Origin of the sequence: Natrinema amylolyticum (assembly GCF_020515625.1) — an archaeon.
Taxonomy (GTDB): Archaea; Halobacteriota; Halobacteria; order Halobacteriales; family Natrialbaceae; genus Natrinema; species Natrinema amylolyticum.
The window spans coordinates 350,162-369,393 of the sequence record NZ_JAIWPJ010000002.1; the positions used below are offsets into that span (position 1 = coordinate 350,162).

Annotated in this window: 22 protein-coding genes; 15 read left to right on the plus strand and 7 right to left on the minus strand. The window is 65.7% G+C overall.

From position 1 onward, the window contains the following. Window positions 1-65: 65 nt before the first annotated feature. Both LDH66_RS12000 and LDH66_RS12005 read right to left on the minus strand, forming a co-directional pair. The gene (locus LDH66_RS12000; RefSeq protein WP_226481311.1) at window positions 66-689 is read right to left on the minus strand and encodes an alpha/beta hydrolase; all 624 of its coding nucleotides are present in this window, start codon (window positions 687-689) and stop codon (window positions 66-68) included. A 93-nt stretch (window positions 690-782) separates the two neighbouring features. Continuing rightward, on the minus strand, window positions 783-2,393 hold the full coding sequence (locus LDH66_RS12005; protein WP_226481312.1) for a M23 family metallopeptidase: 1,611 nt from the start codon (window positions 2,391-2,393) through the stop codon (window positions 783-785). A gap of 129 nt (window positions 2,394-2,522) precedes the next feature. Here LDH66_RS12005 and LDH66_RS12010 point away from each other — a divergent pair, with 129 nt between their 5' ends. The 3 genes from LDH66_RS12010 (at window position 2,523) to LDH66_RS12020 (ending at window position 4,976) form a co-directional block, all read left to right on the plus strand. Further along, a complete protein-coding gene (locus LDH66_RS12010; RefSeq protein WP_226481313.1) occupies window positions 2,523-3,398 on the plus strand; it encodes a winged helix-turn-helix domain-containing protein in 876 nt (291 codons plus the stop codon). A gap of 147 nt (window positions 3,399-3,545) precedes the next feature. Further along, window positions 3,546-4,391 carry a PspA/IM30 family protein gene (locus tag LDH66_RS12015; RefSeq protein ID WP_226481314.1) on the plus strand — a complete coding sequence of 282 codons (846 nt, stop codon included), beginning with the start codon at window positions 3,546-3,548 and terminating at the stop codon, window positions 4,389-4,391. 237 nt (window positions 4,392-4,628) lie between these two features. Then, the gene (locus LDH66_RS12020; RefSeq protein WP_226481315.1) at window positions 4,629-4,976 is read left to right on the plus strand and encodes a hypothetical protein; all 348 of its coding nucleotides are present in this window, start codon (window positions 4,629-4,631) and stop codon (window positions 4,974-4,976) included. Between the two features lie 72 nt (window positions 4,977-5,048). Here the strand turns inward: LDH66_RS12020 and LDH66_RS12025 are convergent, their stop codons facing one another. Beyond that, the gene (locus LDH66_RS12025; RefSeq protein WP_226481316.1) at window positions 5,049-5,558 is read right to left on the minus strand and encodes an FxLYD domain-containing protein; all 510 of its coding nucleotides are present in this window, start codon (window positions 5,556-5,558) and stop codon (window positions 5,049-5,051) included. A 227-nt stretch (window positions 5,559-5,785) separates the two neighbouring features. Between LDH66_RS12025 and LDH66_RS12030 the strand changes: the two genes are divergently transcribed. The 9 genes from LDH66_RS12030 (at window position 5,786) to arsN2 (ending at window position 12,096) form a co-directional block, all read left to right on the plus strand. After that, a complete protein-coding gene (locus LDH66_RS12030; protein WP_226481317.1) occupies window positions 5,786-6,835 on the plus strand; it encodes a DUF7972 family membrane protein in 1,050 nt (349 codons plus the stop codon). A gap of 93 nt (window positions 6,836-6,928) precedes the next feature. Beyond that, window positions 6,929-7,957 (plus strand): DUF7972 family membrane protein, encoded by a 1,029-nt coding sequence (locus LDH66_RS12035; RefSeq protein ID WP_226481318.1) that lies wholly within the window; start codon window positions 6,929-6,931, stop codon window positions 7,955-7,957. A 91-nt stretch (window positions 7,958-8,048) separates the two neighbouring features. Next, window positions 8,049-9,092 (plus strand): DUF7972 family membrane protein, encoded by a 1,044-nt coding sequence (locus tag LDH66_RS12040; RefSeq protein WP_226481319.1) that lies wholly within the window; start codon window positions 8,049-8,051, stop codon window positions 9,090-9,092. Between the two features lie 83 nt (window positions 9,093-9,175). Continuing rightward, entirely contained in the window at window positions 9,176-9,307 is a 132-nt protein-coding gene (locus LDH66_RS22960) for a DUF7577 domain-containing protein (protein WP_264182379.1), read from the plus strand. A 70-nt stretch (window positions 9,308-9,377) separates the two neighbouring features. Continuing rightward, window positions 9,378-9,824: an AAA family ATPase gene (locus LDH66_RS12045; protein WP_226481320.1), complete on the plus strand. Its 447-nt coding sequence runs from the start codon at window positions 9,378-9,380 to the stop codon at window positions 9,822-9,824. Between the two features lie 149 nt (window positions 9,825-9,973). Further along, window positions 9,974-10,348 carry an ArsR/SmtB family transcription factor gene (locus LDH66_RS12050; RefSeq protein WP_226481321.1) on the plus strand — a complete coding sequence of 125 codons (375 nt, stop codon included), beginning with the start codon at window positions 9,974-9,976 and terminating at the stop codon, window positions 10,346-10,348. Continuing rightward, window positions 10,341-11,162, plus strand: a complete 822-nt coding sequence (gene arsM / locus LDH66_RS12055) for an arsenite methyltransferase (protein ID WP_226481322.1) — start codon at window positions 10,341-10,343, stop codon at window positions 11,160-11,162. The genes LDH66_RS12050 and arsM overlap by 8 nt, the downstream gene beginning before the upstream one ends. 163 nt (window positions 11,163-11,325) lie before the next feature. Then, on the plus strand, window positions 11,326-11,562 hold the full coding sequence (locus tag LDH66_RS12060) for a hypothetical protein (RefSeq protein ID WP_226481323.1): 237 nt from the start codon (window positions 11,326-11,328) through the stop codon (window positions 11,560-11,562). A gap of 84 nt (window positions 11,563-11,646) precedes the next feature. Next, on the plus strand, window positions 11,647-12,096 hold the full coding sequence (arsN2, locus tag LDH66_RS12065) for an arsenic resistance N-acetyltransferase ArsN2 (RefSeq protein WP_226481324.1): 450 nt from the start codon (window positions 11,647-11,649) through the stop codon (window positions 12,094-12,096). Window positions 12,097-12,130: 34 nt separating this feature from the next. Here the strand turns inward: arsN2 and LDH66_RS12070 are convergent, their stop codons facing one another. From LDH66_RS12070 to LDH66_RS12085, 4 genes are all read right to left on the minus strand, one after another. Then, window positions 12,131-13,012, minus strand: coding sequence for a hypothetical protein (locus LDH66_RS12070; RefSeq protein ID WP_226481325.1), 882 nt, complete (start codon window positions 13,010-13,012; stop codon window positions 12,131-12,133). Between the two features lie 118 nt (window positions 13,013-13,130). Next, a complete protein-coding gene (locus tag LDH66_RS12075) occupies window positions 13,131-14,039 on the minus strand; it encodes a response regulator (RefSeq protein ID WP_226481326.1) in 909 nt (302 codons plus the stop codon). Window positions 14,040-14,182: 143 nt separating this feature from the next. Further along, window positions 14,183-15,226: a dipeptide epimerase gene (locus tag LDH66_RS12080; RefSeq protein ID WP_226481327.1), complete on the minus strand. Its 1,044-nt coding sequence runs from the start codon at window positions 15,224-15,226 to the stop codon at window positions 14,183-14,185. A gap of 1 nt (window position 15,227) precedes the next feature. Beyond that, complete coding sequence (locus LDH66_RS12085) at window positions 15,228-16,247, minus strand: N-acetyltransferase DgcN family protein (RefSeq protein WP_226481328.1); 1,020 nt, start codon at window positions 16,245-16,247, stop codon at window positions 15,228-15,230. A gap of 408 nt (window positions 16,248-16,655) precedes the next feature. On the opposite strand from LDH66_RS12085, the gene LDH66_RS12090 reads away from it, so the two are divergent. From LDH66_RS12090 to LDH66_RS12100, 3 genes are all read left to right on the plus strand, one after another. Then, window positions 16,656-18,089 carry a sulfatase gene (locus LDH66_RS12090; protein ID WP_226481329.1) on the plus strand — a complete coding sequence of 478 codons (1,434 nt, stop codon included), beginning with the start codon at window positions 16,656-16,658 and terminating at the stop codon, window positions 18,087-18,089. Beyond that, window positions 18,090-18,515 (plus strand): GtrA family protein, encoded by a 426-nt coding sequence (locus LDH66_RS12095; protein ID WP_226481330.1) that lies wholly within the window; start codon window positions 18,090-18,092, stop codon window positions 18,513-18,515. 94 nt (window positions 18,516-18,609) lie between these two features. Continuing rightward, window positions 18,610-19,179, plus strand: coding sequence for a YqaA family protein (locus tag LDH66_RS12100; RefSeq protein WP_226481331.1), 570 nt, complete (start codon window positions 18,610-18,612; stop codon window positions 19,177-19,179). Window positions 19,180-19,232: the final 53 nt, after the last annotated feature.

The following is a 19,232-nucleotide window of genomic DNA, read 5'->3' on the forward strand; positions in this document are numbered from 1 at the left end:
CACGGATGGCGGTGACTGACCGCCGCTCGAGAGCGTTCGCGATTCCGACCGGTCGTCCCGTTCCGTCACGCGGCCTCGAGCAGCGTCCGCTCGAAGAACGACCGTACCGTCGCCGCGATCTCGTCGTGTTTTCCGAGGAAAAAGTGGTCGCCCGCCAGCGCGGTGGTCTCGTCGCCGCGCTCCCGAGCGCGCTCGACGACCGGCTCCCAGTCGACGGTCGTGTCACGTTCGCCGTAGCAAACGTGGACGGGGGCTTCGATCGCATCCAGCGCTGCCAGCGCATCGAGATCCTCGGCGAGCCGTGCCGTGGGAGCGAGAACGGCGACGGCGTCGGGGTCGGTATCGGCGGCCGCGAGCAGGGCCAGCGACGCGCCGAAACTATAGCCGAAGACGCCGACCGGGAGCCCGTCGCCGTCTGCGCCGTCGTACTCGTCGCGAGCCCACCGGACGGCGTTGCGGACGTCTTCGCGCTCGCCACGGCCCTCGTCCCACGGCCCGTACTCGAAGCGCAGGCAGGCGATCCCGACCTCGGTCAGGGCGTCGCCGAGGGCGACGAGGCGGGGATCGCTCCGCGAGCCGCCCTGCTGTGGGTGGGGCGGGCAGGCGACGACGACGGCCCGCGGTTCGTCGGTCGGTTCCTCGAGCGTCCCCCGGACATCGCGGCCACCGGGGATGAGGACGTCGCTCATGGCCCGTCGTTGTGGACGCCCGCTAATCAAGCCACGTTACCGCGAGTCTCGCCGCTGCGGACCGGTGCTCGAGGCGGTCGGACCGAGCGCCGCTCAGAGCGAGCGCACGCCGCCGCGGTCCGGGAACGATTCGCCGAGTCGCAGCCGCTCGTACTCGCCGAGGGCGACGTAGCAGACGAATCCGGCCAGGAAGGCCAGCGCGCCGAGGGACTGCAGTCCGACGGCCGGGTCGGTTCGCCCGTACCAGGCGACGGCGGCGGCGACGGCTCCGACGCCGACGACGGTCCCTCTCGAACCGGGGCGTCGTCCGTCACCGTCTCCGCCCGGGACCGCGAGGCCGACTCGAGCGGCCGCGCCGATCGCCGCCCCACCGCCCAGCAGAAGCGCAACGGGGAGCCAGGAGACGACTATCGACGCGAAGAACGTGGCGACGCCGCCGACGCACGCCCCGAACCCGATCCGTTGGAGCGTAGCGACTCCCAGGCGTCGCTGGCCCGTCGACTGCGTTCCCGTCGAGTCGTCAGCCCTGGGCGTGACGTCGCCGGCGTGCGCGACGTCGTCGTGTCTCCGCCTCGAATCGGTCCCGTCTCGGCCGACGTGTGCGACTCGCTGTCCGGCGGTGATGTACGAGCGGGCGCGATACGTTCCGTCCTCGAGCGGGCGGTTGCTCGCGTCAGCCTCGAGTTCGCGGTCACTCGCGGTCTCGCTCGGGTCCGACCGAAGATCGCTGACCGGTGCTTTGGCACCCGGCCATTCGATGGCGACGTCGTCGAAGGCGATCGGGAGCCCCGCAGCGATCGCGAAGTCGGGGTGGTCCTGTAACTGGAAGTGCAGATGGGGTTCCGAGGAGTTCCCGGAGTGACCGCAGCGGCCGATCTCCCGTCCGCGATCCACGCGGTCCCCGAGTTCGACGGTCACGCTGCCGGGGACGAGGTGGGCGAGACAGCTGTACTCGTCGGCGGCGTGCTGGATCACCACGTAACTCCCGCGGAGATCACGTTTCAGGGGATGGGAGAGACCGCCGCCGCGCGACGCCTCGAGGGCGCCGTCGAAGACGTCGACCACGACGCCCTCGGCCGGAGCGAGGATCGGTTCGTCGTAGCAGTAGTAGCTGTCGACGGCCGAGCCGGCGTCCTCGGGGGCAGTTCGGCCGTCGGCGTCGGTGATGACGAAGTCGTACGCGTACCGCTGGGTCACCGGGAACCACGAGTGAGAGTAGTCCTGTCGGTAGCTACCGTTCACGACGGTCCAGGGGCCGTCGAACGGGAGCCGATAGGAGACGTGCTGGTCGTAGCCGTCGGCGTCGGGGAACGAGCCGTGGTGACGGGCGAACGCGACGGGAACGCCGAGCCACTGGAGCGCGTCCTGTGCCATCACGATGGGGTTCAGAAACGTTGCCGGTACCATGAGCAGCCACGCCGCATACTCCCGCCAGTTCCCCATCCGAATCCAGTCCGTCGGGTCCTCGCTCTTCTCGTCGGTGCTACGTCGCACTACCCAGTCGACCAGCGGCGCGACGAACGGCCAGAGGAACACGAGGAAGAACACCTCGAAGAACTGCAGGAATGCGAGCGATTCGAAGACGTAGCCGGGTATCGCCAGCAGCGCCAGGAACGCGAGGTGCATCGGCTCGAACGACCGGAGGCGGCTCCGAATGCGTTCGGCGAGCGTCGTCGACTCGCCGGCAGTCGTGCGTTCGGTCATCAGTACGGTAGTTGTTGCCACGGAACTGTAATCGCTTTGTGAAGTACGTTTCACAACGCGGGTTCACACAATTCGTCGACCGCTCGCACGTTCGGAACGGTCAATACGCTGTCGAGAGAACGGAGTCGCATGACGACGGACGACGAGGCGGGGGACTCCGTCCGAGCAGCGTTCTCGCTGCTCGACCACGATATCCGACTCGAGATCCTGCTGGCGTTGCTCGAGGACTGGCACGCCGTCTACACCGAACCGAAGTCGTACACGGAATTGATGGACGCGGTCGGCATGCGCGACAGCGGGCAGTTCAATTACCACCTCGACAAACTCCGCGGCGTCTACGTTCGGGAGGTCGAGGACGGCTACGTTCCCGCGGCGAGCGTGACGGCCCTGTATCGGACCGTCGTGGCGCATCGGCCGACCGACCGCCTCGAGTACGACCCGACGGCGATCGACTCGGCGTGTCCGCGGTGTGATGCGGCGCCGATCCTTCGGTACGAACGAGGGTTCGTCACCGTCGAGTGTTCGGCGTGTGACGATTGGATCGGCTTTACCTATCCGTTCCCGAAAAACGGGTTCGCGGGGCGAAGCGCGGACGCGGTCGCTCGGGCGACGACTCGCCGCGCCAGACACCACATGGCGATGGCCCGGGACGGACAATGTCCGTTCTGTGCGGGCGCGACGACCGTCGATCTCCGTCTCGATGACGGGAGGGACGGCCACTCGGTCGAACTCGAGGACGACCACGTGATCGAGATCGCGTGTGACACCTGTACGTTTCTCGTCGGCGCGGATCCGCTCTCCCCGCTGTTGTTCGACGATCGCGTCGCCGGTGCGCTCGCCGACGTCGGCATCGATCGCGACCGATACGACTGGGAGCTGCCGACGCCGACGATGCGGGTCGAATCCCGGGAACCCGTCCGGGTCGCGCTCGACGTCGCAGGGGAAGGGGGCGCGGTCACGATCACCGTGGACGAGGGATTCGCCGTCCGGTCCGTCGATCGATAGCACACGCTCGAGCGCGCCGAGAACCGATATCGTCACGGGTCTCCCTCGAGGACGGATCGCATCGCGACCGCGTCGCGGTGGGGTTCGTTCGATGCCGGACATCTCTGAAGTGACATTTTTAAGGCCAGGGAGCGATACGTAGCGAATATGGGCATCCTCTCTCGGGCTTCCTACGTTATCCGGTCGAAACTCAACTCGGTGCTCAACCGGGCCGAGGATCCGACCGAAACGCTGGACTACTCTTACGAGCAGATGCGCGACCAGCTCCAGCAGGTCAAGCGGGGTATCGCCGATCTCACCACGCAGAAAAAGCGCCTCGAGATGCAGAAACGTCGCCTCGAGGAGAACGTCGAGAAACACAACGATCAGGCCCGTACCGCCGTCCAACAGGATCGCGAGGATCTGGCGCGACGCGCCCTCGAGAAGAAGAAGACGAAGATGAACCAGATCGAGGATCTCGAGCGCCAGATTTCGGACCTCCAGAATCAGCAGGACCGGCTGATCGAACAGAAGAACGAGCTCCAGAGCCGCATCGAGGAGTTCCGGACCAAAAAGGAGACGATGAAGGCCCGCCACGAGGCCGCGAAGGCCAGCTCCACGGTGTCGGAAGCGATGACGGCCACCGGCGAGGAGTTCGAGGACGTCGGCCGCGCCATCGAGCGGGCGGAAGAACAGACGGAGGACATGGAGGCCCGCGCCGCCGCGATGGACGAACTCCACCAGTCCGGCGCGTTCGACGACGTGCTCTCGGACAAGGACAACATCGACCGCGAACTCGAGCAGCTGTCGACCGACAGCGGCGTCGAGGCCGAACTCGAGACGCTCAAGTCCGACGTCGGGGCCGACACCGATGCGGAGACGGCGTCCGGTGGGGACGTCGAGGCCGACGCAGCAGCCGAGGTCGACGAGGAAGAGCTCACCGAACTCGAGAACGGCGAGCAGGACGAGGTCGAGGCCGAACTGGCGGAGTTACAGGACGAAGAGAACGCGTAACGCCGATTTCGTCCGGATTACGTACGGTATCGAAGTGCTAATTCGGGTCCCCGTCGGTCAGCGATGGACGAGAGGACGACGGGCGGCCGACGCACGGCGAACGGTATCTTGTCACCGGAGAGTTACGTTTCCCGCAACTGGAGAGCGGGCCCGGCGCGGGTTCCCGCGAGCCGACTGCTGGTTCCTGTACCGAGAGGAGGAGAAACGGTTACCATCGTTCACGATCAACTATCCGCTATGAGTGACGAGTCACCGTTCGAATCCATCTCGTTGACCAATCAGGTCGTTCTGCTCGGTGTCGCGCAACTCACCCGCGAGGGCGAGACGCCGGTCCAGACGCACGAACTTCGGCGACACTGCCAGCGGCACCTGTCAGAAGTCGACACGGAAGTGGTCGGGACGATCACCGAGGCCGACGTCATCCGATCGCTGTACCGCCTCGAGGACGAGGAGTTCGTCGACGAGGTCGATCCCGCGGAGACGTCGCCGACCGGGAAAGGGCGGCCGGCGTACACGCTCGCCGTGAGCGCCGAGACCGTCTTCGACGGGGTCGCGGACGAACTCCGCGACGAGACGGGCGACTGATCGGGATCGACGGTCACACCGATCGCAGTGGGCCGGACCTCGTACCGATTCGATGGGCGGATTCCGCGCCGATTACGAGGGGGTTCCCAGAACGGTGATGTCGTAGCTGGCGACGTCCGACGGCGACTCGAGGACGATGACCTGGAACTCCCACGTCGAGCCGCCGCTGAGGTCGCCGGTACTGGCGAGATAGCGGCCGAGCAGATTTCCGGCACCGTTGTAGACGCGCGTTCGCACTTCGACGATCTGGATTCGATCGGACCCCGTGTTCGCGACGCTTCCCTGGATCGTCGACCCCAGATAGCCGTCCTCGACGACGAACTCGTGGTCGATTAACTCGAGCGGATCGAGCGGCGTTACCGAGTTGCTGGGTTGCTGTTGGGCGAGTGCCGCCGCCGTGGACATCTGGGATGCATTTCTACTGGAGACGTTGCTGGCATTGACGCTCCCGACGTTTCCCTCCTCGTAGTTCGGCTGGCCGCCGAGGCCGTCGCCGCCGAGACAGCCGGCGGCCGCGGTGGCGATCCCGGCTCCGAGCGATGCGAGTACTCGCCGTCGGCTCGTCGATTCCGATCGGGTCATCGCCGTCGAACGGTCGTCCGCACGTCGGTTCCCAGACTGAGCATGTACCGGATGACACCGCGGACGCATTTCAGTGTAGGCCTTGAAGCGGCCGTTCTCTCGCACTCCACGGACCGGGTTCGACCGCGCAGGGAGCGCTCGCCGAGGGACGCGTCGATCACGAGCTCCCGCTGCCGACGGTGTGTGCAACGCAGGCCCTTATTGTCGGGTCGGTGGAACGTGTCGGCATGGGATCCGCTGAGACCGACGAGACGCTCGAGTCCTACGGGGCCGACGTGGGCAGGGAAGCGGGGCCGTTGACGCGGTTCCACGAATGGTTCTTGATCCAGGGAAACCGGTTGGCCGTCGCGGCGCTGCTCTCGGTCGTCATCTTCGCGCTGGTCGTCGGACTGTACGAGCTCGGCGTCATCAACTTCGCCAATCCGAACTCCGTCACGCGCGTGGCGAGCGGCATGATCGCGGGCACGTTCTCGCTCGTGACGCTGGTCGTCTCGGTCAATCAGCTCATCCTCTCCCAGGAGTTCGGTGCGGCGGGCAAAGCGCGCGACCGATTCGAGGGCGTCGTGGCGTTCCGCGAGGACGTCGCGGAGGAGGCGACCGTTCCCGCGACCCCGACCGCGCCCACGAGGGTGCTCGAGTTAATCATCGAATCGATCCGACACGAGGCCACCGAACTCGCCGAGCTCGTCGCCGATCACGACGACGAGGTCCGCGAGACCGTCGTCCGGTACACGAACAGCGTCCAGCAGCGCGCCGACCGAGTGAGTGACACGCTCGATCAGTCGGATATCGGCACGTTCTCGGCCGTGTCGGCGGCGATCGACTACGACGAGGCCTGGCAGCTGTACGTCGCGACCCATCTGCGCAACGACTACGACGACTCGCTGTCGCCGGCCGCGACGGACCAACTCGACGAGCTGATCGGGTCCCTGAAACTGTTCAACGTGGCCCGGGAGCAGTTCAAGACGACGTACCTGCAGCGGGAACTCACTCGGTTCTCGCAGCTCACGATCTACTGCGGGGTCCCATCGATCCTGTCGGCGATCCTCGTCGGGCTCCTCTACGCCGACTTCACCGGGCCGAGCGTGAGCGTCGCAGTGCTCCCCTATGTCGTGAGCGCGCTGATCGTCGTCGTCCTCTCGCCGCTGGCGCTGCTCGTCTCCTACATCCTCCGGACCGCGACCGTCACGCGCCGCACCGCGTCGGTCGGCCCGATGATCCCACAGAAAGACCCTGACGAAGGGCCGTTCGACGTGACATACGGGGAGGATCGGTAGCCGATCCCGTTCGACGACCTCCACCTCCCGGTCGGGGCTGCTCACTCCCGCATGGGTATTTTATCCGTCCTTGTCATCCGTTTTTCACACTCAATGAGCGATTCGGACTCGAGCGGCGTGTTGAGTCAACGGGCCGGTGTCGGCGGCCTGCGACTGTGGGTCTTGCTCCGGATGGGGCGCTGGCTCTTCACGGCGGCCGTCTTGATGATCGTGTTTGTCGTCCTGGTCGCCGCCAGTCGGCTCGGATTGACGCCCCTGCGCCTCATCGTCGCCCAGCACAACGGCACCTTCTGGATCTTCTCGGCGTTCATCGGTGCGATCATCACGGGGACGTCGATCGTCGTCACGATCAACCAGCTGGTGTTGTCCCAGGAACTCGGCGCGGTCGGCGACCAGCGAGAGCGGATGCAGAACGCGATGGACTTTCGAAAAGACATCGAGGACTCGCTCGAGTACGAGGACGTGACGCCGCCCGAACCCGCGGCGTTCCTCTACGAGCTCGTCGACGGCGTCGAAGAGGAAGCGGAGCAACTCGAGGAGACGGTAGCGGACAACCACGGCGACGAGATCCAGGAGAAGGTCGCCGACTACGTCGACGACATCGTCGAAAACGCACAGGTCGTCAAGGAGGACCTCAAGGACGCCCAGTTCGGCACCTTCGACGTGATCTGGAACGCGCTGAACTTCAATTACTCCCGGAAGATCTACGACGCGCGCAAGATCCGGGCCGACCACGGCGACGACCTGTCCGACGACGCGGACGACGAACTCCACGAGATGATCGAGATCCTGAAGTTCTTCGGGCCGGCCCGCGAGCACTTCAAGACGCTGTACTTCCAGTGGGAACTGATCAACCTCTCGCGGGCGCTACTGTACATCTCGGTGCCCGCGCTGGCGGTCATGGGGCTCCTGATGATGTACATCGACGGCAACGCGCTCCCCGGGACGACGCTGGGTATCGGCAATCTCGTCTGGCTGACCAGTGCGGGCTTCGTCGTCGGGCTCGCACCGTTCGTCATCTTCATCGCCTACATCCTCCGGATCGCGACCGTCGCGAAGCGGACCCTCGCCATGGGGCCGTTCATCCTCCGGGAGTCCGAACGCGACGAAGATCTGGGCTGAGTCGATCGAGACTCCGCGAACGCGGCGGTTCGACGCCCCGACTCCTGCCGTAGCTATTTCCGAGGCGGTGTGGTATCGTCCGAGCCGAACCATGAGCGGTGACGGGTCCCAGCCCGGCGACACGATGGTCGAACGCGGGACGGATCCGACGTGGAAACACTGGCTGTTGTTGAACGCGAACCGGTGGCTCGTCACCGCCCTCCTGATGCTGATCGTCTTCGCGGGCCTGCTCGTCGCCGCTCGCCTCAGCCCCGTCTCGCTGCAGTCGCTCATCGGGACGCGGGATCCGATCGAGACGGTCTTTCAGGCGCTCGTGACCGCACTGATCACGGGCGTCACGCTCGTGATCGCGATCAACTCGCTGGTGCTCTCTCAGGAACTGGGGGCCGTCGAGGACCAGCGCAGGCGGTTCTCCGGCGCGATGAAGTTTCGGAAGGACGTCGAGGAGTCGATCGACGCACCGATCAGTCCGCCGGAACCGTCCTCGTTTATCGAGGCGATCGTCACCACGTCTCAGGACCGAGCGACCGACTTCCGCGACGCCGTCGCCGAGAGCCGCGACGAGGACCTCGTCGAGCGGGTCGACGACTTCGTCGACAACCTCACGACCCACGCCGACGCCGTCCGCGACCAACTCGAGGACGCACAGTTCGGGACGTACGAGGTGCTCAAGGCGGCGCTGGACTACAACTATTCGTGGAAAATCTTTCGGCTGCGACGGATCGAGAACGTCCACGGGGAGTCGTTTTCCGACGAGACTCGCGAGGCCGCCGCCGACTTACTCGAGTCACTGGAGCTGTTCGGCCTCGCCCGCGAGCACTTCAAGACGATGTACTTCCAGTGGGAACTGATCAACCTCTCGCGGGCGATGATGTACGTCGCCGTTCCCGCGCTGGTCGTGACGCTGTCGATGATCCTCTTTTTCAATGCGAGCGCGGTCGCGGGATCGGTGCTCGGTATCGACACCGTCGTCTGGATCGTCGCGCTGGCGTCGACCGTCGCCGTCGCCCCGTTTCTCCTGTTGATCTCCTTCATCCTGCGGATCGCGACCGTCGCGAAGCGGACGCTCGCGATCGGGCCGTTCATCCTCCGGGAGTCGAGCCGCGGCGAGGCCATCGAGTGGGAAAACGAGTGAGAGCGCCGCTCTCGCGAGACCGACGCCGGCGGCTTGCAGACGTGGGCCTCGTGACTATCCATCCCTGTTCCTAACCGCGACTCATGTCGACTACATCCGAGACGACGCGACAGCAGTGTCCCGTCTGCCGGACTGAGAACGACTTCTTCTACACCTACTGTCGACAGTGTCTCGCGGAACTCCCCACGAGAACGGCGCGGTCGACGTCGATCTGAACGCGCGAGCGGCCTCGGTCGACGATCGACATCCCCGCCTTTGGTATGCCCGCGGCGGCTACCGACGGCCGTGATCGCCGTCATCTGCGGGCCGCCGGGCGCGGGCAAGACTACGATCGCGGCCCGCGTCCGCGGTCGGCTCGCGGCGCGGGACGTGCCGGTTCGGTCGGTCCACTCCGACGACTTCTCGAGTCGAACCTACGAGCAACTGGCCGAGCGGGTCGCCGACGCGCCCGACGCAGGGATCACGCTCGTCGACGGCACGTTCTATCAGCGAGCGTGGCAGACGCGATTTCGGACGCTGGGCGACGTTCGGTTCGTCCTCGTGACCGCGAGCCTCGAGACCTGCCTCGAGCGCAATCGCCGTCGGGCGGAGCCGATCGACGAGCAGGGCGTTCACGTGGTCTATCGGGAGTTCGACGAACCCGACACTGACCTTGAGGTCGACACCGACGAGTACGGGCCAGACGAGGCGGCCGATCGGATCACGGCCGCGATCAGGGACTGGCTCGAGTGAGGTCCGCGTTCTGACTCGCGGAGACCGGCTGTCGAATTGCTGCGGGGATTCTCGTCTGCATAGCGAGCCGTCGATGTACTCTTTCTGGACAGTCACCGCAGCGTCCGTAACGACTATATTAGTGGACACTAATATTAGCTATTGCTAAGATGGAGGGGCGAGAGACCGATACCAAATCGACTGAGGCGAAAGGGCCGCAGACGGCGGACTGTTGCTCGGTCGAGCATTCACTGACGGACCGAGCGGTCGCTGCCGACGTTCAGACGCTCGCGGCCCTCGGTAACGACACCCGCTACGAAGCGCTCCGACTCATCGCCGCGGGCGACGACGCCGTGTGCGTCTGCGAGTTGGAGCCAGCGCTCGGCGTGAGCCAGGGAGCCGTCAGTCAAGCGCTCTCGAAGCTCTTCAGCGCCGGACTGGTCGAGCGGCGAAAAGAGGGGCGATGGCGGTATTACACCGCGACGCCGCGCGCGGAACGGCTGCTCCGCGTCCTCGACGACACGAGATCACCCGACGATGACTGAGGACGACCCTACAACTGAGACGGACGGCGACCCGCTCGATGCCGGAGAACGGCGCACCGCCGTGCGGGACCGATACGCACGTATTGCGACGGAATCGTCGTCGTGCTGTGGCGACGCTGGGTCCGGTAGCGATACGGCCATCGAACGGGCGTCCGAGGTCGGCTACTCGGACGACGACCTCCGAGACATCGCTCCGGGCGCGAATCTGGGCCTCGGATGCGGTAATCCGACCGCGATCGCCGGTCTCGAGGAGGGGGACACCGTCCTCGACCTTGGCTCCGGCGGCGGATTCGATTGCTTCCTCGCGGCGCGGGAGGTCGGCGCGGCCGGTCGCGTCATCGGCGTGGACATGACGCCAGAGATGATCGAGACGGCCCGCGAGAACATCGACCCGAACGACACGACGAACGTGGAGTTCCGTCTCGGTGAAATCGAACACCTACCGGTCGCTGACGAGTCCGTCGACGTGATCGTCTCGAACTGCGTCATCAACCTCTCGGCGGACAAGTCGCAGGTGTTCCGCGAGGCGTATCGCGTCCTGCGACCGGGCGGTCGCCTCGCCGTCTCGGACGTCGTGTTGACCGCCGAGCTACCCGCCGATGTCCGGACTGATCCGGCCTCGGTGGCCGCGTGCGTCGGCGGTGCGTCGTCGATTCCCGCGCTCGAGGCGATGCTGACCGACGCCGGATTCACCGACGTCGCGATCGAGCCGAAAGCGGACAGTGAGTCGTTCATCCGCGACTGGGACGACGAGCGCGACGTGAGCGACTACGTCGTCGCGGCGACGATCGAGGGTGAGAAGCCGGCACCGTAACGGCACGCGCACATCGATTCGGACGACCGCGGTCGCCGAGAGCGAGACCCGTCGCGGAACGTACCGTTGGCTTCGCCACGACTATCACGAATACCCCACACACTGCTCGATGTCCAGACCACCGTTCGACCCACGAAATCGCCCAGTCTTTGATCGACCCAGTTTGGAGAGCATACTCGCGGGCTACGCTCTCGTCCCCGCGTTTCTCCTGTTCCTCTGGGCCGTGAGCCGGCCGCTGACCGCCGCCGTCACCCTCACGATCGCCGCCGGTCTCGTCTTCGGTGTGCGACGAGCCTGGAGACTCGCCCGCTGCGTCTCCGACTGCGGCGGCTTCTCGTTTGAGCTGGGCGGAAGGGTCAGGATTACGATCGCTCAGACACAGATCGATGACTCGAGTTAACCGTCGTTCCCCGTCGCCGAACCGACCGCGGCTCGTTCGGCAGCGTCGAAACCGATCACTGCTCTCGGCGTTCGAGGAGACCGTATGACCGACACTTCGATAACCGTTCGGAAGGCGGAGCCGGAGGATCTCGGCCGCATCGAAGCACTATTAGACGCCAATTCCCTCCCGTATCGGGACGTGCGATCGAAGCCGGAGTGTTTCTTCGCTGCGTTCTCTGAGGGTGCGTTTGTCGGCATCGGTGGCCTCGAAACACGCGGGTCGAACGCACTGCTCCGGTCGGTGGTGATCACGGAACCGAACCGCGGGCAGGGGTACGGAACGGCGCTGTGCGACGCGCTCGAGGACCGAGCGCGATCGAACGGCGTCGAGACGCTGTACCTGTTGACGACGACCGCATCGGCGTTCTTTCGACGACGCGGGTACGAAGCGATCGATCGGGAGACCGTTCCCGCGAGTATTCGGCGAACGACCGAGTTCGCGGATCTCTGTCCGGCTTCGGCGACCTGTCTCGAGAAGGCCCTCGAGAGATAGCTCTTCTGCAGTGATCGGATGCCGAACCCGGTCGCTACCAGAGGTCCAGATCGGTACCGACGGGAGCCGGAAGCGAGAAATCGTCGGGCGTCCGCTGGGGGACGACGTCCTCCGGCAGTGCGCCCCAGTCGAGTTCGTCCTCGCCGGGGACCGCGTCGGTGTCGAAATCGGGGTCGTCAGCGGGCGGCAGGTCGCGGTTCTCCTGGGGCGGCGCGTCGTGTGCATAGACGCTCTCGGGATGGTCGACGGTCCAGACGTGGAGCATACAGGGCGTTCGACAGGGGAACTCGAGGTCGCCGTCGGCGAAATCGCGCTCGTAGGTCTGCTGATAGAACCACCACGCGAACCGGCCGGGGAGTCCGGTGTGGGCGTGCCACGGCGAACACAGTTGCTCGGCGTCGTCCGCGCCGTACACCGCCGGCGGCTCGACCGGCTCCCCCTCGCTCGTCGCGATGAACATGACGCCGATCGACCGCCACGACTGGTTGTCGACGAGGACCGATTCCGGCCGTTCGGGGGTCAGGAGCTCGTCGTCGCCGATGAATTCCGGGCTGAGCCAGTGCGACCAGCTGTCGTCGCCCGTCTCGAGCGTGTCGAAGTACGGTTTGTATCCCGCGTCAATCAGCGCGTCTACGTCGGGATACCGCGTCTCGAGGGCGTCGGCGACCGCCGATCGGAGCTCGATCGTCGCCGGGTGATCGTCAGCACAGCCCTCCGCACTCGCCCCCTCGCAGTGGGTCATCCCGGGCTCGAGGGTAGCCTCCGGACAGTCTTCGTCGAACCGGGGGACGACCGCGGCGTCTCCCGTCTCCCCGGTGGCTCGCGCACTGCCGATGCCCGAAAGCGCGACCGTCCCGGCCGACGCCTGCAGCAGCGCCCGTCGGGACACGTTTCGGTCGCCGTCACTGTCGTACATACCAGCACGATCCACACCGACCGCTGGTATGAAACCCCGTTGCCGGCCGGACTGACAGTCTCTCGGAGTGATAGCCGCCGGAATCGGCCCACCGCTCGGTCGACGTGGAGACGCCCCCTCAGTCGAACGCCGACTCGAGGACGCTCGTCAGTTCGCGACCGGTCGTGCCGGCCGGCGGTCCGCCGTCGTCGGTGACGTACCGTTCGGGCGTCTCGCAGGTGAAACCGTAGATCGCGATCGCGCCGTCGTCGGACTCGATCGGACCGGTACCGTTGGCCCGAATCCAGGCGAAGCCGTCGCCCGACGGCAGCAGTTCGCCGACCGGCTCGATCTCTCCCGCCTCGAGCAGCGGGTCGACGGCCGCTGCGAGCGTTCCGGCGATCGAGACGTGGACCTCGCGATCGTCGTCGCCCGCCCGCCGACCGCCAGTATACAGTTCGTAGACGACCGGGCGGCCGTCGACGACCGCGATCTCGAGGCGGTCGTAGGACCACCTGGCCGCGAAGCGCCGGAACAGCGGGTTCTCCTTCGGCGCGTCGAGGTGGAACTCGAGCAGGCTGGCCTTCCGGGAGTCGGTGTAGGGCTCCAAGGCGTTGGCCGCGTCGAGTTTCTCGAGCAGGGAGAGTTTCGTCACGAGCGTTTCCTCGTCGATCGGTTTGACGAGGTAGTCGTCGATCGGGATATCGATGATGTCGCTTTCCGGCGAGACCGCGGTGATCATCAGCGTGATCGCGTCGAACCGGTTCGTTATCGAATCGAGGAGGTCGCGCCCCGCACCGTCGGGCAATCGTCGATCGAGGAGTACCACGTCGAGCGTCCCCTGAGCGTCCAGTTGCGCCCGGCCGTCGGCGACCGAATGCGCGACGCGGATCCGTGCGTCTCGGCCGAAGCACGCTCGCGTCCAGACGGACAGGAGTTCCGCGAGGTCCTCGTCGTCTTCGACGATCAGCACGTGACGAGGCGTCGTCTCGGGAACCGTCGTCTCGGCCTCGTCCGTCCGGGCACCGTGGGATGAGTCGAGTGGCATGTGTGGAGTTCGCTCGCTGTGGACCGCGACTGCCGACCCGTTTCCGCTGGAACCTCAAATAACTCTAGATATAATAATATGAATGCGACAATACAGCAACCGAAAGAAACGACGTGCGATTCGCGAGCGAACTGATCCGCCCCTCACGACTCGAGGACGGCGCCCGTTCCCAGGCGCTCGAGGCCGTCGAGATCGATCCGGCCGTCGGGCATCGGAACTCCGTCAGCGGGATCGTCGGCCAGGAGCAGTGAGCCGTCGAGATCGGCGTAGTCCAGCAGCGGCGCGAGGTGACAGGCCGCCGCGATCGAGGCGTTGGATTCGGTCATACAGCCGCACATCACCTCGAGGCCGTGGGCGCGAGCGGCGCCGATCATTCGTTTGGCTTCCCGCAGGCCGCCACACTTCATCAGTTTCAGGTTCGCGATGTCACAGCGGTCGGCGATCCGCGGAACGTCCGCGAGCGTGATGCACGACTCGTCGGCGGCGATCGGGAGCGTCGAGCGCTCGTAGACGAACCGGAGTCCCTCGGGATCGTCGGCCGGGACCGGCTGTTCGACGAACGCGAGATCGAACTCGGCGAGCCGATCGATCTTCCGAACCGCCTCGCGGGGCGTCCAGGCCTCGTTTGCGTCGACGAACAGGTCGACGTCGGGCGCGACCGACCGGATCGTCCGAACGATCTCGCGGTCGCGGTCGGTCCCGAGCTTGACCTTCAGCTGCCCGTAGCCTCGGTCGACGGCCGTCTCCGTCTTCTCCCGCATCGTCTCGAGGTCGTCGAGACCGATGGTGTAGGAGGTCTCGAGCGTTTCCGCGGGATCGAGTCCCCAGTACCGATAGAGCGGGACGTCGAACCGTTTCGCGACGAGGTCGTGGAGGGCGATGCTCACTGCCGCGCGGGCCGACGGATTTCGCCGGACCGTCTCGCGCATGCGACGCTCGATCCGCTCGAGCTGATGGGGGTCCCCGACCTCCTCGACGACCGCCAGAAGCTCGGGCAGGACGGCTCCGACGGTCGCCGCCGTCTCGCCGTAGTGCGACGACGGCGCGGCAGCGCCGATACCGGTCGTCCCGTCGTCGGCCTCGATCCGGACGAACGCGACCTCGGTCTCGGTCGTCGTCCCGCGGGCGATCCCGAAGGGGTACTCGAGGGGGAGCGAGCGCCGTTCGAATGCGGTCTCGAGGGCCATCTCAGAGTAGCGCTTCGAGCAACTCGTCCGTCTCGAAGCGGATCACGTCGGTCGCGGGCGCGCCGATCGCGTCGGCGTACTCCGCGACGGCCTCGCGGGCTTCGGCGTCGTCCTCGAGGCCGGCGGTATTGAGCGCGCCGGCGACGACCTGACTCTCCGCGACCGGTTCGGCGACGTCTTCGTAGAGATCGATGTACATCGGGAGCGACGGCAGCGAGAAGGACTCGTAGCCGTGGATCTCCTCGCGGCCGGCCTCGTGACAGAGCACGAGCGCGTCGGCCATCGAGCCGTGGAGGATTCCCAGCGTGACCGGCGAGTACGCCGGATGAACGATGCTGCCCTGTCCCTCGACGAACAGGTAGTCGTGTTCGTCGCCCTTCTCTACGATCATCTCCTCGACCGCGCCCGCGGTGAAGTCGCTGACGACGCGATCGATCGGATTGCCCCAGCCCTCGATCATGATCCCGGTCTGGCCGGTCGGGATTACGGCGGCGTCGTGACCGGCAGCGCGAGCGTCGCGGGCGAGCTCCATCGTCGTCGTCATCTTGCCGACCGAGCAGTCGGTGCCGACGGTGAGGATCACCTCGGCGTCGACCTCGCCGGCGACGCCGTCGGCGACCGTGAGATCGGCCGGCGGGTTCCGGACGTCGCGGATCTCGCAGTCGTTTTCGGCCGCCAGCCGGGCGAACTCCTCGTCGTCCGCGAGGAAGTAGTGTAAGCCAGATACCACGTCACAGCCGTACTCCAGGGCCGTCCGCACGTCCGCCCGCCAGCTCTCGTCGAACTCCCCGCCGATCGGAGAGATGCCGATCAGCAGGGTATCGATGGCGTCCGACTCGAGGGCCGCCGTTCCGGAGACGATCGGTGCGTCCTGAACGTCGGGGACGAAGTCGGCGACGCGCCGTCCCTCGTTCGCTCGGTCGAGTACGGCGACGACGTCGTGGTCGGCGTACCGGAGGACGCCGAGGGCGGTCTTGGCTCGGTCGGGAAACTTCTCGTGAGCGAGAATCGCGACACGCATATCGGGACATAGACGAGGGATGACTTATACTGTCGGTCCTGCGTCCGGCGAATTCGCCCGACGGGCTCGGTACGCCTTGCGAATAGCGTCCTCGTGTGATCGGCTCGACCGATTCGCGAAGCGTCGTTAGCAAATAAATACTGTTAGAGGTGGTATGAATTTACCTATATGATATTATATTAACGTGTACTGAACGTATTCGAGGCGGCGTCATATCAACACACTTCTACCATTTCGACAATACCGAAACCCTCATTTCGATAACTAACCGATTCGACCACAACTTCGTGTTCTACCAGTCCGTACGGGTCGGCGTAGGGCCGACGCTCGGCGCTCCGCTCGGCGTCGCTCGGTGGAACCGAATCGGGACGCCGAACCGACGGTATCCGGCAGGAGAACTGGACAAGAATGGGAACTGACACATCGGTTTCGAACGTTGTACTCGTCACGGTCGACTCGCTGCGGGCGGACGCGATCAGCCCGTACGATGCCGACCGTCACACGCCGGTACTGGACTCTCTCGCCGACCGGGGGACCGTCTTCGACCGGGCCTTCGCGACCGGCAACTGGACGCCGTTCTCGTTTCCGTCGATCCTGTCCTCCCGCCCCGTGTTCGCGGATAATGGACGGATCGGCGTCGAGGAATCCCCGACGCTCGCGGAGGTCGTCTCGGAGGCGGACGTCGCGACCGGCGGCTTCAACGCCGCGAACGGATTTCTCACGACCCACTGGGGGTACGACGACGGGTTCGACGAGTTCGAATCGTTCGTCGCGAACGTGGGCTCGAGCGTCTACAGTCGCTACCTCGCGACGCATCCGACCGTCGAGGCCTGGCTCCAGTTGGCCGCCTCGCCCGTCCGCCGCGCCGGGTCGTGGCTCCGCGGCGAGACGGACGACCGGCCGTTTCTGGACACGTCGCGGATGTTCGACGTCGAGCACGCCGCGAGCGAGTTCGTCGAGGAGACGTCGTCGCCGTTCTTCCTCTGGGTCCACTACATGGACGCTCACACGCCGTACGTCCCCGCACCTCGTTACATCCGCGAGGTCTCGGACAACCGGGTCGGCACGCACAGAATGTTGCTCGCCCACACCCGGACCGGACTGGGGTTGGGCGTCAGCGATCGAACCCTCTCGGACCTTCGAACGCTCTATCAGGCGGCGGTCCGACAGGTCGACGCGAGCATCGGACGGCTCCTCGAGACGCTCTCGGCGAACGACCACGACGACGACACCGCGGTCATTCTGGCGGGCGACCACGGCGAGGAGTTCCAGGAACACGGCCACCTCGCCCACTATCCGAAGCTGTACGACGAACTGATTCAGGTCCCGCTCATCGTCGACGTTCCCGGCTCCGACGGGGGCCGAGTCGAGGGACAGGTCGGGCTCGATTCGGTCTCCCCGACGGTGACCGACTTACTGGACGTCGAGGCGCCGGCGTCGTGGACCGGCGATACGCTCGTTCCCAGCATCGTCGGCGACGAGTCGCCCGTCGACGATCCGGTCGTCTCGGTCACCGTCCGGGACGAATCGGTGACGAAACAACCGATTCCGCGATCGCTCGCGGACGGCGAACTCCTCGTCAGCGCCCGCGACCGGGACTGGACCTACATCGAAAACGTCGAGGCCGAGGAGACCGAACTGTACTATCGACCCGACGATCCGCTGCAGCAAACGAACCTCGCGACCGATCCGACGCCCGAACAACGGGACGTGATCGACTCGCTCGCACCGATCGTGACGGCCCACGCGAACGCAATACGGGATCACGACTCCGAGGCAGCCGACGACGAGGACGTCGACGAGGACCTCGAGGCGCGGTTGTCGGCACTGGGCTACCGATAGATGATCCGATCGTTCCTCCGCAGTCTCGTCGACGGACCGTTCGCGCGCCAACTCCGACGGTTCGCCATCGTCGGGACCGTCGCTGCGGGGGTCCAGATCGTGCTGCTGTGGGCGTTCGTCGACAGCGTCGGATTACACTATCTGGTCGGTGCAGTGATCGCCATCGAGATTACGATCGTTCTCTCGTACGTGCTCAACAACGCGTGGACGTTTCGGGCGACACAGAACACCGGTACCGGCGAGTATCTCGTCGGATTACTCAAGACGAACGTCGTCCGGGGGACGGCGATACCGATCCAGATCGGCGTCCTCTTCGGCTTCGTCGAGTGGGTTCACCTGCCGTATCTGGTCGCCAACGGGATCGCGATCGCTCTCAGCGGCGTGTATCGATACGTACTCGACGCGCGGTGGACGTGGGGGTCGTGATGATCGGCCTTGTCTCGACCGGACGTACTTCCCTGCAACTGACGGCCGGACGAACGTCCGAACGAACGTGGAACACTCGATTATCTGACCCGCAATGAACGGCATCCTTTCTCCGGCAGCGCTGCTCGTGCTCGAGCCGGTAATCGGTCTCCTCGTCGGGAGCGGCGAGGCGCTCGTCGAGTCGGCCACCGGCTGGGCCGGCATGGGAATCGTCTTCGTCTACTCGTTTCTGATCGCGTTCGTCCTGCCCGGCCCCAGCGAGGTCGTCCTCCTCGCACCGCTGGATCTGGGGTTCCCCCAGTGGCTGCGGCTCTCGAGTATCATGCTCGTGAGCGCGACCGGCAAGGCCGCCGGCAGCGTGTTCGCGTTCCATATTGGACAGGAAGTCAAACGTTCGGGGCCGATAACCCGGTGGTTGCGCCAGTCCAGATGGGACGTGCTGGCGTGGTCGGAGAAACGCTCCGTCCAGCTGGCGCGGCGATACGGCTACGGCGGACTCGCGATCGCCCTCTCCGTCCCCTTCTTTCCCGACACCATCTCGATCTACGCCTTCGCCGTCCTCGAGAAGGATTACCCGAAATTCGCGCTGGCGACGTTCCTCGGGAGTCTCGGCCGACTCCTCGTTACGCTCGGCCTCTTCGGTGGCTTCGTAGCGGTGTTCTGACACCGGCGGCGATCCCGCCGCCGGTTCGAGTCGGCCATCCGATTCGATTGCGG

What these genes read in the sequence shown, in the direction of transcription:
- LDH66_RS12000 (WP_226481311.1), bottom strand. Translation starts at nt 689, where the DNA reads ATGAGCGACGTCCTCATCCCCGGTGGCCGCGATGTCCGGGGGACGCTC.
- LDH66_RS12005 (WP_226481312.1), bottom strand. Translation starts at nt 2,393, where the DNA reads ATGACCGAACGCACGACTGCCGGCGAGTCGACGACGCTCGCCGAACGC.
- LDH66_RS12010 (WP_226481313.1), top strand. Translation starts at nt 2,523, where the DNA reads ATGACGACGGACGACGAGGCGGGGGACTCCGTCCGAGCAGCGTTCTCG.
- LDH66_RS12015 (WP_226481314.1), top strand. Translation starts at nt 3,546, where the DNA reads ATGGGCATCCTCTCTCGGGCTTCCTACGTTATCCGGTCGAAACTCAAC.
- LDH66_RS12020 (WP_226481315.1), top strand. Translation starts at nt 4,629, where the DNA reads ATGAGTGACGAGTCACCGTTCGAATCCATCTCGTTGACCAATCAGGTC.
- LDH66_RS12025 (WP_226481316.1), bottom strand. Translation starts at nt 5,558, where the DNA reads ATGACCCGATCGGAATCGACGAGCCGACGGCGAGTACTCGCATCGCTC.
- LDH66_RS12030 (WP_226481317.1), top strand. Translation starts at nt 5,786, where the DNA reads ATGGGATCCGCTGAGACCGACGAGACGCTCGAGTCCTACGGGGCCGAC.
- LDH66_RS12035 (WP_226481318.1), top strand. Translation starts at nt 6,929, where the DNA reads ATGAGCGATTCGGACTCGAGCGGCGTGTTGAGTCAACGGGCCGGTGTC.
- LDH66_RS12040 (WP_226481319.1), top strand. Translation starts at nt 8,049, where the DNA reads ATGAGCGGTGACGGGTCCCAGCCCGGCGACACGATGGTCGAACGCGGG.
- LDH66_RS22960 (WP_264182379.1), top strand. Translation starts at nt 9,176, where the DNA reads ATGTCGACTACATCCGAGACGACGCGACAGCAGTGTCCCGTCTGCCGG.
- LDH66_RS12050 (WP_226481321.1), top strand. Translation starts at nt 9,974, where the DNA reads ATGGAGGGGCGAGAGACCGATACCAAATCGACTGAGGCGAAAGGGCCG.
- arsM (WP_226481322.1), top strand. Translation starts at nt 10,341, where the DNA reads ATGACTGAGGACGACCCTACAACTGAGACGGACGGCGACCCGCTCGAT.
- arsN2 (WP_226481324.1), top strand. Translation starts at nt 11,647, where the DNA reads ATGACCGACACTTCGATAACCGTTCGGAAGGCGGAGCCGGAGGATCTC.
- LDH66_RS12070 (WP_226481325.1), bottom strand. Translation starts at nt 13,012, where the DNA reads ATGTACGACAGTGACGGCGACCGAAACGTGTCCCGACGGGCGCTGCTG.
- LDH66_RS12075 (WP_226481326.1), bottom strand. Translation starts at nt 14,039, where the DNA reads ATGCCACTCGACTCATCCCACGGTGCCCGGACGGACGAGGCCGAGACG.
- LDH66_RS12080 (WP_226481327.1), bottom strand. Translation starts at nt 15,226, where the DNA reads ATGGCCCTCGAGACCGCATTCGAACGGCGCTCGCTCCCCCTCGAGTAC.
- LDH66_RS12085 (WP_226481328.1), bottom strand. Translation starts at nt 16,247, where the DNA reads ATGCGTGTCGCGATTCTCGCTCACGAGAAGTTTCCCGACCGAGCCAAG.
- LDH66_RS12090 (WP_226481329.1), top strand. Translation starts at nt 16,656, where the DNA reads ATGGGAACTGACACATCGGTTTCGAACGTTGTACTCGTCACGGTCGAC.
- LDH66_RS12095 (WP_226481330.1), top strand. Translation starts at nt 18,090, where the DNA reads ATGATCCGATCGTTCCTCCGCAGTCTCGTCGACGGACCGTTCGCGCGC.
- LDH66_RS12100 (WP_226481331.1), top strand. Translation starts at nt 18,610, where the DNA reads ATGAACGGCATCCTTTCTCCGGCAGCGCTGCTCGTGCTCGAGCCGGTA.